A 12,650-nucleotide genomic window follows, 5' to 3' on the forward strand; every position below is an offset into this window, starting at 1 on the left:
GACAAGCAATGAATAATAAAGTTGAAAATATTGGTAATCAATATACATCTAAAGAAAACCAAAAGAAACAAAGACAACGCAAAAAGATGCGTGTTGTTCGCCGAAGAATCACTTTATTTGGCGGAATCATGTTAGCAATAATCATCTTATTATGCATTATGCTTGTCGTCCAAAAGCACAGCAATGATAAAGACGCTGTAGAACGAAAACATAAAGAAGAACAATATCAAAAAAAGCAAGATGAAGAGATTGCTTTAAAAGAGAAACTAAATAATTTAAATGATAAAGATTACGTAGAAAAAGTGGCACGAGATGATTATTATTTAAGTAATAAAGGCGAAGTTATTTTTAGGTTGCCAAATGATAATAAATCCTCTAAGTCTAAGTCGTCAGATAGTGATAATTAATTAAAGTAAATCTCATTATAGCATTGTGAAATTGCTTCAACAGGAATATAATAAAGTTAAAATCGAATGAAATCGGGAGGATTTATTTAGAATATGTCAATCGAAGTAGGAAACAAGCTTAAAGGTAAAGTCACTGGTATTAAAAAATTCGGTGCATTCGTTGAGTTACCTGAAGGGAAAAGTGGCTTAGTCCATATTAGTGAAGTGGCTGATAACTACGTTGAAAATGTGGAAGATCATTTATCTTTAGGTGATGAAGTAGAAGTAAAAGTACTTTCAATTGCAGATGATGGCAAAATTAGTCTTTCAATTAAAAAGGCTAAAGATCGCCCACAACGTAAACCACATCATAATAATAAATCAAATCAAAGTAAACCAGCGCCAAAAGGTGAAGACTTTGAAAAGAAATTAAGTAACTTCTTAAAAGATAGTGAAGATAAATTAACTTCTATAAAACGTCAAACTGAATCTAGACGAGGCGGTAAAGGTTCAAAACGTTAATTTCATAAATTAAGTCTGTTACAATAATATAACTTTTGTATTGTGAGTTTCTGTAAATGGACAGACAATCTAAGACTGTTTCTTGATGAAGGAGCAGTCTATTTTTATTGTAATGATGATTTGGTATTTGATTAGCTTGTGCGGAGGTGAATAGTTGATGGAAATGAATTCAACAGGTTGGTCAAAAGATGACCATATTGTATTAGCTGTATCAACAGGAATAGATAGCATGTGCCTATTACATCTTTTATTAAATGAATATCAACATACATATCGTAAATTAACATGCATTCATGTTAATCATGGCTTACGACAAGAATCAGCAGAGGAAGAAACGTTCTTTAAAACGTTTTGCGAAAAACACCATATTGACTATTATATTAAACACCTTGATTTAAATAATATCGTAGAAGCGGGAAATAGTATTCAAAACGAATCGCGTCAATATCGCTACGACTGGTTTGATTTTATGATGAAAAAACTTAAGGCTGATGTATTATTAACAGCACATCATCAAGATGATCAAATTGAGACTATATTTTATAGGTTGTTTACAGGGAGATTTACTCGTAGTACTCTAGGCATTGCTTATGAATCAAATCGTCAACATTATAAACTTTGTCGGCCGTTATTAAATATTTCTAAAGATCAAATTAAGAAGTATCAATCGGAATTTCATGTTCCATTTTATGAAGATGCATCAAATCACAAAAACGTATATGTAAGAAATGATATACGTAATCGTATTTTACCTGCGATTTTAGACAACGAGCAATTAAGTATCGACCACTTATTAAAGTTAAAATCTTGGCATGATCAAGAATTAGAAACACTTCGCAATTTAGCAAGCCAATTTATTGATGAACAAGCTCTTATAAAGGCGAATCAAACTAAAATTACTATTCCAAGAACTAGCTTTAATCAATTAACAGATAATGTAAAGGTGCATGTACTTGACCAAATATTTGAAAAAATCTCCTTAGCAACTTCAATATCTGATAAAATGTATCAGTCATGGTTCGACCAATTTGCAAGCCAAAAATCACAATTTACGATTGATGTTACAGATAAATGGATAATTCAAATTTCATATGATACATTTATAATAATGACTAATACAGAAATGAACGATGTAAGTTCAATAAAAGTCATCGAAACACCTCATACATATCACTTTGGAGATTATGAAATTATCATACAATCAGATTTCCCGTTAGAACAATTACCATTAACTATAAGAACACGTCAAAATGGCGACCGTTTTTTATTAAATGGTAGTGAAAACAAACATAAAAAAGTAAGTCGGTTATTGATTGATTGTAAAATCGATGCTATTGAACGCAATCGTTTACCAATTGTTATTAATGCAGAGGGAAATGTTATCGCTGTGGGTCAGTTATATATCAATAAAAACTATGAACATTATATAAACATTAGAAATATTGGAGATGAATAGCAAATGCATAAGGATATAAAAAATATTGTAATGAGTGAAGAAGAAATTCAAACCATTTGTAAGGACTTAGGAGAACAGTTGACTAAAGATTATCAAGATAAACCGCTTGTTTGTATTGGGATTTTAAAAGGATCAGTCATGTTTATGGCGGATTTAATCAAACGTATTGATACACATTTATCGATTGATTTTATGGATGTATCAAGTTATCACGGTGGTACTGAATCAACTGGTGAAGTTCAAATCATCAAAGATTTAGGTTCTTCTATTGAAAACAAAGATGTCTTAATTATTGAAGATATTTTAGAAACTGGTACAACATTGAAATCAATTACTGAATTATTACAATCAAGAAAAGTAAACTCATTAGAAATTGTTACTTTATTAGATAAACCAAATCGTAGAAAAGCTAATATTGAAGCAAAATACGTAGGTAAAAAAATTCCTGACGAGTTTGTAGTTGGATACGGACTTGATTACGGAGAACATTATAGAAACTTACCTTACATCGGCACTTTAAAACCGGAAGTATATTCATAAAGTAACAAGTTAATTTCGATGTTAAAAAGTTGGGTGCGATGTTTTATTACTATGATTAAACATCATTTTAGTGTAGACTCAATTTAAATCACGATGTCTAAATTAAACATGACATTACTTATTTTTAAATCATGATATAACTAAAAATTAAAAATCTATATAGTGGAAGTTGACTAAAATTGAAGAACCAATACTAAAGTTGAAATAGTAGCCTGGTCAAGATGTATTGTGTTACAATTTTTGTTAGTTTTATTATTGGAAGTAGGAGGAAATGACACATGCAGAAAGCGTTTCGCAATGTGCTAGTTATCGCAATTATAGGCGTTATAATATTTGGCCTTTTTTCTTTCCTAAATGGTAATGGAAATATGCCAAAGCAACTTACATATACGCAGTTTGTTAGTAAATTGGATAAAGGCGATTTAAAATCATTAGAAATTCAACCTGAACAAAACGTATACATGGTAAGCGGTAAAACAAAAAAAGGTGAAGATTATTCATCAACAATTTTATTTAACAACGAAAAAGATTTACAAAAAATTACTGATACAGCTCAGAAACAAGATGGATTGAAATTTACAGTTAAAGAAGAAGAAGAACAAAGTGTGTTTGTTAGTATTCTAACAACATTGATTCCTGTTTTAATCATTGCATTATTATTTATTTTCTTCCTTAGCCAAGCTCAAGGTGGCGGTGGCGGCGGTCGTATGATGAACTTTGGTAAATCCAAAGCTAAAATGTACGATAGCAGTAAACGCCGTGTTCGTTTCTCAGATGTTGCAGGTGCAGATGAAGAGAAACAAGAACTTGTAGAAATTGTAGACTTCTTAAAAGATAACAAGAAATTTAAACAAATGGGTTCTAGAATACCAAAAGGTGTTTTACTTGTTGGACCTCCAGGTACTGGTAAAACATTACTTGCACGTGCTGTTGCTGGTGAAGCCGGCGCACCATTCTTCTCAATAAGTGGTTCAGACTTTGTTGAGATGTTTGTCGGTGTTGGTGCAAGTCGTGTACGTGACTTATTTGAAAATGCTAAGAAAAATGCACCATGTATTATCTTTATCGATGAGATCGATGCTGTAGGTCGTCAACGTGGTGCAGGTGTTGGTGGTGGACACGACGAACGTGAACAAACACTTAACCAATTATTAGTTGAAATGGATGGCTTTGGTGAAAATGAAGGTATCATCATGATTGCTGCTACAAACCGTCCTGACATTTTAGACCCAGCGTTATTACGTCCTGGACGTTTTGACAGACAAATTCAAGTTGGTCGTCCCGATGTTAAGGGTCGTGAAGCTATTTTACATGTACATGCTAAAAACAAACCACTTGATGAAACTGTTGATTTAAAAGCTATTTCTCAAAGAACACCAGGTTTCTCTGGTGCTGACTTAGAAAACTTATTAAACGAAGCATCATTAATTGCTGCACGTGAAGGCAAGAACAAAATTGACATGCGTGATATAGAAGAAGCGACAGACCGTGTCATCGCTGGTCCAGCTAAGAAATCACGTGTTATCTCTGATAAAGAAAGAAATATTGTTGCTCACCACGAAGCAGGTCATACTATTATTGGTATGGTACTTGATGAAGCAGAAGTTGTTCACAAAGTGACTATCGTTCCACGTGGACAAGCTGGTGGTTATGCGATGATGTTACCTAAACAAGACCGATTCTTAATGACAGAACCAGAACTATTAGATAAAATTTGTGGTTTACTTGGTGGTCGTGTATCAGAAGATATTAACTTCGGTGAGGTTTCTACAGGTGCTTCAAACGACTTTGAAAGAGCTACACAAATTGCTCGATCAATGGTTACTGAATATGGTATGAGTAAAAAACTCGGACCTTTACAATTCTCTAGTAGCGGTAATGGCCAAGTATTCTTAGGTAAAGATATGCAAGGTGAACCAAATTACTCAGGTCAAATTGCTTATGAAATTGATAAAGAAGTACAACGTATTGTTAAAGAACAATATGAACGTTGTAAAGAAATCTTATTAGAACATCAAGAACAATTAAAACTTATTGCTAAGACATTACTTACTGAGGAAACATTGGTTGCAGAACAAATTCAATCATTATTCCATGAAGGTAAATTACCTGAAGTTGATTATGATTCTGCAGAAGTTGTAACAGAAACTGACTCAGAATTCAAAGATGGTAAATATGGTAAATCATATGAAGATGTTCGAAAAGAACAATCTTTAGATAATAATGACGGTGAAAGTGATCATGATAATGATGAATCAGATACTGAATCAACAGGACATGAACAATCACCAAACATTGATAAACCATATAATCCTAATGATCCAAATCATAGAGAATAATTAGTTCTTAGTTCAATCCCCTTACTGTAATAGTAAGGGGATGTTTTTTATATAAATAATAGCGAGAGAAGAAAGTTAGCTTAGACTATAGCGAAACTCGATTCTTCTTTTAAAAAGCAAAGTAAATATAATGTGAAACAAATAATTTCATGAAAATAAGCAACAGATGTATAATAGTTATTCGAAAATGATATTCAAAATATGAAATGATAAATAATAGAGAACCTCATTAAAAGGAGAAATAAATAATGACACATGATTATATAGTTAAAGCCCTAGCATTTGATGGAGAAATAAGAGCATATGCTTCATTAACAACTGAATCAGTTCAAGAAGCACAAACAAGACACTATACATGGCCAACAGCCTCAGCAGCAATGGGAAGAACAATGACTGCTACGGTAATGATGGGCGCAATGTTAAAAGGAACTCAAAAATTAACAGTAACAGTTGATGGTCGCGGTCCAATAGGGAAAATTATTGCGGATGCGGATGCAAAATGTAACGTACGCGCTTACGTAGACCATCCACAAACGCATTTTCCTTTAAATGAACAAGGAAAATTAGATGTAAGAAGAGCAGTTGGGACAGAAGGCTCAATTCAAGTAGTTAAAGATGTAGGTATGAAAGATTACTTTTCTGGATCAAGTCCAATTGTATCAGGTGAATTAGGAGAAGACTTCACTTATTATTATGCTACAAGTGAACAAACACCTTCATCAGTTGGATTAGGTGTACTTGTTAATCCTGATAACACAATTAAAGCAGCCGGTGGATTTATTATACAAGTAATGCCGGGAGCTAAAGAAGAAACTATTAATAAGTTGGAAGAAGCTATTAACCAAATGACACCTGTATCTAAATTAATTGAACAAGGCCTAACACCTGAAGGTATTTTAAATGAAATACTTGGAGAAGATAACGTTCAAATATTGGAAACTTCTCCAGTACAATTCGAATGTAATTGCAGTCATGAAAAATTCTTGAACGCAATCAAAGGATTAGGAGAAGCTGAAATATCCGATATGATTAAAGAAGATCATGGTGCAGAAGCAGTTTGTCACTTCTGTGGTAATAAATACAATTATAGTGAATCCGAATTAAATCAATTATTAGAATCTATGGCTTAAATTAATTAATATATTGGTAGTATTTTGAGTTAACGTTTACTTTAATTTGGTTTAGGGAAGATTTTAAAATGTATAACAATTACTCAATTTCAGTATAAATAAAATATATTTGTATTTTGAGAAAATTCTGATAGAATAAAGATATCCGATAAAAAGACTAAGCTTTATTAATTTCGTTGAAAAGGAGTGTTTTTAATGGCACAAAAACCAGTAGAAAATATTACACAAATAATTGGAAATACACCTGTAGTTAAGTTGAGAAATGTTGTTGATGAAGATGCAGCAGATATTTATGTTAAATTAGAATATCAAAATCCAGGCGGTTCAGTAAAAGACCGTATCGCATTAGCTATGATTGAAAAAGCTGAAAAAGAAGGAAAAATTAAACCTGGTGATACAATTGTAGAACCGACAAGTGGTAACACAGGTATTGGTTTAGCATTTGTCTGTGCAGCAAAAGGTTATAAAGCAGTATTTACTATGCCTGAAACAATGAGTCAGGAACGTCGTAACTTATTAAAAGCATATGGTGCTGAATTAGTATTAACTCCAGGATCAGAAGCTATGAAAGGCGCTATTAAAAAAGCTAAAGAATTAAAAGAAGAACACGGTTATTTTGAACCACAACAATTCGAAAACCAAGCAAACCCTGAAATTCATGAACTTACAACAGGTCCAGAATTAGTAGAACAATTTGAAGGTAAAAAAATTGATGCGTTCTTAGCTGGTGTTGGAACTGGTGGTACACTTTCAGGTGTAGGTAAAGTATTAAGAAAACAATATCCTGAAATTGAAATTGTGGCTATTGAACCAGAAGCATCTCCAGTACTTAGTGGTGGAGAACCAGGACCACATAAATTACAAGGTTTAGGTGCAGGATTTGTTCCAGATACGTTAAATACTGATATTTACGACAGTATTATTAAAGTAGGAAATGAAACAGCAATGGAAATGGCACGTCGTGTTGCTAAAGAAGAAGGTATCTTATCAGGTATTTCTTCAGGTGCAGCTATTCATGCAGCCATTCAAAAAGCAAAAGAATTAGGTAAAGGTAAAACAGTAGTAACAGTATTACCAAGTAATGGTGAACGTTACTTATCTACACCTTTATACTCATTCGATGATTAATTATAATAGATGTATTAGCGGGGTGTGTAACTCCGCTATTTTTTATGTCTTATTGTAAGTGAAATCATTTTATTTACAGATTAATCGATATAATTATCGAACATTCTGATTTTGACACTGAAATTATTATGTGAGTAATGATATCATTATAAGTGAGACTAATGATATTTATATTAATGAAATGAAAAGGTGATTAAATGTCAAAAACAAAAATTATGGGCATACTTAACGTTACGCCAGACTCATTTTCAGATGGTGGAAAATACAATTCAGTTGAAAATGCGGTTGAAAGAGCGAAAGAAATGATAAATGAAGGTGTTGATATTATTGATGTAGGTGGTGTATCAACAAGACCAGGATATAAAGAAATTACGCTTGAGGAAGAGTTAGATAGAGTTGTACCTGTAGTTAAGTCTTTAATAGAACTCGATACACAAATATCAATAGATACATATAGAAGTGAAGTAGCTGAAGCTTGTTTAAAATTAGGCGCTACAATGATTAATGATCAATGGACTGGATTGTTTGATCCTAAAATATTTGAAGTTGTCGCTAATTCAAATGCAGAAATCGTACTTATGCATAATGGTGATGGACAAAGAGATAAACCGGTTGTCGATGAAATGTTAGTAACTTTATTATCGCAAGCTAATAAAGCTGAGATGGCTGGTATTCCTCAAGAAAAAATTTGGCTTGATCCAGGTATAGGTTTTGCGAAAACACGTGAAGAAGAAAATGAAGTGATGGCTCGACTTGATGAATTAGTAGCTACAGAATATCCGGTATTACTTGCGACTAGTCGTAAAAGGTTTATTAAGGAAATGATAGGTAAAGATACCAAACCTTTAGAGAGGGATGAAGCTACAGCATCAACAACTGCCTATGGTATAATGAAGGGCGTTAAAGCTGTCAGAGTTCACCATGTCGAACTCAACGCTCGAATTGCACAAGGTATGGACTTTTTAAAGGAGAATGAAAATGAAAGACATCATATTTCTTAATGGAATGCGTTTTTACGGATATCATGGGGCATTGTCAGCTGAAAATGAAATAGGACAAATATTTGTTGTAGATCTCACTTTAAAAGTTGATTTGAAAGACGCTGGTAAGTCAGATGATGTAAAGGATACAGTCCATTATGGAGAAGTGTTTGAAGATGTAAAATCTATTGTTGAGGGTGAGCCTTCGAATTTACTCGAGCATCTAGCTGAACGTATTGCAAAACGTATAAATTCACACTATAATCGTGTAATGGAAACAAAAGTTAGAATCACTAAAGAGAACCCACCTATACCTGGTCACTACGATGGAGTAGGTATTGAAATAGTGAGGGAGAGTCATTAAATGATTAAAGCATATTTAGGTTTGGGAAGTAATATAGGCGACAGAGAGCAACAATTAAAGCAAGCTATTCAAATCTTAAATCAATACGAAAATATTGATGTTACAGATATATCCCCTATATATGAAACAGATCCAGTAGGGTATACCGATCAGCCTAAATTTTTAAATTTATGTATAGAAATTGAAACAACATTAACAGCAAGACAATTGTTAACATGTTGTTTAGATACAGAACAAGAACTTCATCGTGTTAGAAAAATTAGATGGGGACCTCGTACATTAGATATAGATATATTATTATATGGAAATAACATTATAGAAGAGAATGATTTGGTAGTACCTCATCCTAGAATGGTTGAGCGTGCTTTTGTATTGATTCCATTGAACGACATTGCCTCTAAACAAATTGAACCTCCCTCTAATAAAACGATTGGGTCAATAGTCACTGAGGATAATACAGTTAAAAAGTACAAAGAATAAATTGAAAAAGCATTTATTTTATAATGGATTTAAACTCATGCGTTAGGATAAAGTAAAAATTCCTTTATAACATCTTTATGGTTTAGTAGAATTGAAAGGTAACTATATTGACGTTATGTTATAGAAAAGGGAAATATGCTTTTAGCATCTTAAAAGTGCTAAAATAATTTTTGGAATTAAAAACATTGTATCAAGTATCAATAGAACAACAAATGGTTGCTAATTTATAATATTTCCAACTAGAACGTATAAAATAATTAACTGAAAACAAGAAGCCTAAAGGAGAGAAAGTTATGTCAGAAGAAATGAATGACCAAATGCAGGTCCGTCGACAAAAATTACAAGAATTAAGAGATTTAGGAATTGATCCATTTGGTCAAAGATATGATCGTTCTGCATCAGCATCTGAGCTAAAAACAGATTGGGACGAGTTCTCAAAAGAAGAATTACATGAAAAAGAAGAACAAAGCCATGTAGCTATAGCTGGACGCATTATGACTAAACGTGGTAAAGGTAAAGCGGGATTTGCACATGTTCAAGATTTATCAGGGCAAATCCAAATCTATGTAAGAAAAGATCAAGTTGGAGATGAACAATTTGATTTATGGAAAAACGCTGACTTAGGAGACATTGTTGGTGTTGAAGGTGTAATGTTCAAAACTAATACTGGTGAATTATCAGTAAAAGCTAAATCATTTACTTTATTAACTAAAGCTTTAAGACCATTACCTGATAAATTCCATGGATTGCAAGATATTGAGCAACGTTACCGTCAACGTTACTTAGATTTAATCACTAACCAAGATAGTACGCGTACATTTATTAATCGTAGTAAGATTATTCAAGAAATGCGTAATTACTTAAACAAACAAGGTTTCTTAGAAGTAGAAACGCCTATGATGCACCAAATTGCTGGTGGTGCTGCTGCTAGACCATTTGTTACTCATCACAATGCATTAGATGCTACTTTATATATGCGTATTGCTATCGAACTACATTTAAAACGATTAATTGTAGGTGGACTAGAAAAAGTATACGAAATCGGACGTGTATTCCGTAACGAAGGTGTATCTACACGACATAATCCAGAATTCACAATGATTGAATTATATGAGGCATATGCAGATTATCATGACATTATGGACCTAACAGAATCAATGGTTAGACACATTGCACAAGAAGTGCTTGGTTCAGCTAAAGTTCAATATAATGGTACTGAAATCGACTTAGAGTCTTCTTGGACAAGATTGCACATTGTTGATGCAGTTAAAGAAGCTACTGGCGTAAACTTTTATGAAGTTAAATCAGATGAAGAAGCTAAAGCACTAGCTAAAGAACATGGTATTGAAATTACTGAAAACATGAAGTATGGTCACATATTAAATGAATTCTTTGAACAAAAAGTAGAAGAAACATTAATTCAACCAACGTTTATATACGGTCATCCAATTGATATTTCACCGTTGGCTAAAAAGAATCCGGAAGATCCAAGATTTACAGACAGATTCGAGCTATTCATTGTAGGTAGAGAACATGCCAATGCATTCACTGAGTTAAATGATCCTATCGATCAAAAAGAAAGATTTGAAGCTCAATTAGTTGAAAAAGAACAAGGTAATGATGAAGCGCATGAAATGGATGAAGACTATATTGAAGCATTAGAATATGGTATGCCTCCAACAGGTGGTTTAGGAATCGGAATTGATAGATTGGTTATGCTATTAACTGATTCTCCATCAATTAGAGATGTATTATTATTCCCATATATGAGACAAAAATAAATGATTTCTATATAAGCACTAATCACTCAGGTGGTTAGTGCTTTTGTTTTATTATAAAAATGAAAAATAATGATTAAACAATTTGTTACCTTTAGTTTGAAAAAGTAACAAATTTATTGATGGAAAGTAATAATACCTATAGTTTAGTGAGTAGAGATGTGATAGAATAATTCAAGTGGAAAAGTTGAACGGACTTAATTCTAAGTTTTTTAAAAAAACTTGAAACAAACCATTGACTTTATAAAACAAATGAAGTAATATATAAAAGTCGTCAAAAACACAGAGGAAGTAAAGAGAATGTAAAATTCTTTTTAATAAAGTGTAAAATTGACTATTGAAATCAATCAAACAAACGTTTATCATTAATAAAGTAAGTTAATTTGTCTGGTGACAATAGCAAAGAGGTCACACCTGTTCCCATGCTGAACACAGAAGTTAAGCTCTTTAGCGCCGATGGTAGTCGGACTAACGTTCCGCTAGAGTAGGACGTTGCCAGGCAATAGATAACAGGAGAATTAGCTCAGCTGGGAGAGCATCTGCCTTACAAGCAGAGGGTCGGCGGTTCGAACCCGTCATTCTCCACCATTTAATTGCCGGCCTAGCTCAACTGGTAGAGCAACTGACTTGTAATCAGTAGGTTGGGGGTTCAAGTCCTCTGGCCGGCACCATCTTTTGAGCCATTAGCTCAGTTGGTAGAGCATCTGACTTTTAATCAGAGGGTCAGAGGTTCGAATCCTCTATGGCTCATTACGATTTTAATTATATTTTTAAAGCAAAATAATGCAGAAGTAGTTCAGCGGTAGAATACGACCTTGCCAAGGTCGGGGTCGCGGGTTCGAATCCCGTCTTCTGCTCCATTATTTTGCCGGGGTGGCGGAACTGGCAGACGCACAGGACTTAAAATCCTGCGGTGAGAGATCATCGTACCGGTTCGATTCCGGTCCTCGGCACCATCTTTAAATAGCGCCCGTAGCTCAACTGGATAGAGCGTTTGACTACGGATCAAGAGGTTATGGGTTCGACTCCTATCGGGCGCGCCATTTTTAAAGTTAATAACTACATACGGGAAGTAGCTCAGCTTGGTAGAGCACTTGGTTTGGGACCAAGGGGTCGCAGGTTCGAATCCTGTCTTCCCGACTTCTTAAATAATGGGGGCTTAGCTCAGATGGGAGAGCGCCTGCTTTGCACGCAGGAGGTCAGCGGTTCGATCCCGCTAGTCTCCACCATGATTTATTACATTAATGAACATTGAAAACTGAATGACAATATGTCAACGTTAATTCCAATAATGTAACGAAAGTTACAACAATTAATTTAGTTTTATGAGCTAATCAAACATCATAAATTTTTATGGAGAGTTTGATCCTGGCTCAGGATGAACGCTGGCGGCGTGCCTAATACATGCAAGTCGAGCGAACAGATAAGGAGCTTGCTCCTTTGACGTTAGCGGCGGACGGGTGAGTAACACGTGGATAACCTACCTATAAGACTGGGATAACTTCGGGAAACCGGAGCTAATACCGGATAAGATTTTGAACCGCATG

The 12,650-nt window shown here is 33.8% G+C and carries 11 protein-coding genes, 8 tRNA genes and 2 rRNA genes; all 21 read left to right on the forward strand.

Annotation, left to right across the window (positions count from 1 at the left end):
* The first annotated feature begins 8 nt into the window (after window positions 1-8).
* The gene (gene divIC, locus N524_RS0108400; protein ID WP_017638133.1) at window positions 9-407 is read left to right on the forward strand and encodes a cell division protein DivIC; all 399 of its coding nucleotides are present in this window, start codon (window positions 9-11) and stop codon (window positions 405-407) included.
* A 93-nt stretch (window positions 408-500) separates the two neighbouring features.
* Window positions 501-908 (forward strand): S1 domain-containing RNA-binding protein, encoded by a 408-nt coding sequence (locus tag N524_RS0108405; RefSeq protein WP_029056251.1) that lies wholly within the window; start codon window positions 501-503, stop codon window positions 906-908.
* A 157-nt stretch (window positions 909-1,065) separates the two neighbouring features.
* On the forward strand, window positions 1,066-2,364 hold the full coding sequence (gene tilS, locus N524_RS0108410; protein ID WP_029056252.1) for a tRNA lysidine(34) synthetase TilS: 1,299 nt from the start codon (window positions 1,066-1,068) through the stop codon (window positions 2,362-2,364).
* Between the two features lie 3 nt (window positions 2,365-2,367).
* Window positions 2,368-2,904: a hypoxanthine phosphoribosyltransferase gene (gene hpt / locus N524_RS0108415; RefSeq protein WP_017638130.1), complete on the forward strand. Its 537-nt coding sequence runs from the start codon at window positions 2,368-2,370 to the stop codon at window positions 2,902-2,904.
* Between the two features lie 278 nt (window positions 2,905-3,182).
* Window positions 3,183-5,243 carry an ATP-dependent zinc metalloprotease FtsH gene (gene ftsH / locus N524_RS0108420; protein WP_017638129.1) on the forward strand — a complete coding sequence of 687 codons (2,061 nt, stop codon included), beginning with the start codon at window positions 3,183-3,185 and terminating at the stop codon, window positions 5,241-5,243.
* Between the two features lie 248 nt (window positions 5,244-5,491).
* Window positions 5,492-6,373: an Hsp33 family molecular chaperone HslO gene (gene hslO, locus N524_RS0108425; RefSeq protein ID WP_029056253.1), complete on the forward strand. Its 882-nt coding sequence runs from the start codon at window positions 5,492-5,494 to the stop codon at window positions 6,371-6,373.
* Between the two features lie 195 nt (window positions 6,374-6,568).
* Window positions 6,569-7,501 carry a cysteine synthase A gene (cysK, locus tag N524_RS0108430; protein ID WP_017638127.1) on the forward strand — a complete coding sequence of 311 codons (933 nt, stop codon included), beginning with the start codon at window positions 6,569-6,571 and terminating at the stop codon, window positions 7,499-7,501.
* A gap of 197 nt (window positions 7,502-7,698) precedes the next feature.
* Complete coding sequence (gene folP / locus N524_RS0108435; RefSeq protein ID WP_029056254.1) at window positions 7,699-8,502, forward strand: dihydropteroate synthase; 804 nt, start codon at window positions 7,699-7,701, stop codon at window positions 8,500-8,502.
* Window positions 8,480-8,845: a dihydroneopterin aldolase gene (folB, locus tag N524_RS0108440; protein WP_017638125.1), complete on the forward strand. Its 366-nt coding sequence runs from the start codon at window positions 8,480-8,482 to the stop codon at window positions 8,843-8,845. Before folP ends, folB begins: the two co-directional genes overlap by 23 nt.
* Entirely contained in the window at window positions 8,846-9,325 is a 480-nt protein-coding gene (gene folK, locus N524_RS0108445; protein WP_029056255.1) for a 2-amino-4-hydroxy-6-hydroxymethyldihydropteridine diphosphokinase, read from the forward strand. It abuts the gene before it with no gap.
* 293 nt (window positions 9,326-9,618) lie between these two features.
* Window positions 9,619-11,106, forward strand: coding sequence for a lysine--tRNA ligase (lysS, locus tag N524_RS0108450; RefSeq protein ID WP_029056256.1), 1,488 nt, complete (start codon window positions 9,619-9,621; stop codon window positions 11,104-11,106).
* A 383-nt stretch (window positions 11,107-11,489) separates the two neighbouring features.
* A 5S ribosomal RNA gene (gene rrf / locus N524_RS0108455) occupies window positions 11,490-11,604 on the forward strand.
* An 11-nt stretch (window positions 11,605-11,615) separates the two neighbouring features.
* Window positions 11,616-11,691, forward strand: a tRNA-Val gene (locus N524_RS0108460).
* A 7-nt stretch (window positions 11,692-11,698) separates the two neighbouring features.
* A tRNA-Thr gene (locus N524_RS0108465) sits at window positions 11,699-11,774 on the forward strand.
* Between the two features lie 6 nt (window positions 11,775-11,780).
* Window positions 11,781-11,853, forward strand: a tRNA-Lys gene (locus tag N524_RS0108470).
* Between the two features lie 35 nt (window positions 11,854-11,888).
* Window positions 11,889-11,963 (forward strand) — tRNA-Gly (locus tag N524_RS0108475).
* A 7-nt stretch (window positions 11,964-11,970) separates the two neighbouring features.
* Window positions 11,971-12,059, forward strand: a tRNA-Leu gene (locus N524_RS0108480).
* A 10-nt stretch (window positions 12,060-12,069) separates the two neighbouring features.
* Window positions 12,070-12,146 (forward strand) — tRNA-Arg (locus tag N524_RS0108485).
* Window positions 12,147-12,169: 23 nt separating this feature from the next.
* A tRNA-Pro gene (locus N524_RS0108490) sits at window positions 12,170-12,243 on the forward strand.
* Between the two features lie 13 nt (window positions 12,244-12,256).
* Window positions 12,257-12,332: transfer RNA gene (locus N524_RS0108495), tRNA-Ala, on the forward strand.
* Between the two features lie 121 nt (window positions 12,333-12,453).
* Window positions 12,454-12,650, forward strand: a 16S ribosomal RNA gene (locus N524_RS0108500); the annotation flags it as partial.

It is taken from the genome of Staphylococcus sp. URHA0057 (genome assembly GCF_000620265.1).
Classification (GTDB): domain Bacteria; phylum Bacillota; class Bacilli; order Staphylococcales; family Staphylococcaceae; genus Staphylococcus; species Staphylococcus pasteuri.

Excerpts from the sequence above, each read along its gene's own strand:
- divIC (WP_017638133.1), top strand. The coding sequence starts at position 9 with ATGAATAATAAAGTTGAAAATATTGGTAATCAATATACATCTAAAGAA.
- N524_RS0108405 (WP_029056251.1), top strand. The coding sequence starts at position 501 with ATGTCAATCGAAGTAGGAAACAAGCTTAAAGGTAAAGTCACTGGTATT.
- tilS (WP_029056252.1), top strand. The coding sequence starts at position 1,066 with ATGGAAATGAATTCAACAGGTTGGTCAAAAGATGACCATATTGTATTA.
- hpt (WP_017638130.1), top strand. The coding sequence starts at position 2,368 with ATGCATAAGGATATAAAAAATATTGTAATGAGTGAAGAAGAAATTCAA.
- ftsH (WP_017638129.1), top strand. The coding sequence starts at position 3,183 with ATGCAGAAAGCGTTTCGCAATGTGCTAGTTATCGCAATTATAGGCGTT.
- hslO (WP_029056253.1), top strand. The coding sequence starts at position 5,492 with ATGACACATGATTATATAGTTAAAGCCCTAGCATTTGATGGAGAAATA.
- cysK (WP_017638127.1), top strand. The coding sequence starts at position 6,569 with ATGGCACAAAAACCAGTAGAAAATATTACACAAATAATTGGAAATACA.
- folP (WP_029056254.1), top strand. The coding sequence starts at position 7,699 with ATGTCAAAAACAAAAATTATGGGCATACTTAACGTTACGCCAGACTCA.
- folB (WP_017638125.1), top strand. The coding sequence starts at position 8,480 with ATGAAAGACATCATATTTCTTAATGGAATGCGTTTTTACGGATATCAT.
- folK (WP_029056255.1), top strand. The coding sequence starts at position 8,846 with ATGATTAAAGCATATTTAGGTTTGGGAAGTAATATAGGCGACAGAGAG.
- lysS (WP_029056256.1), top strand. The coding sequence starts at position 9,619 with ATGTCAGAAGAAATGAATGACCAAATGCAGGTCCGTCGACAAAAATTA.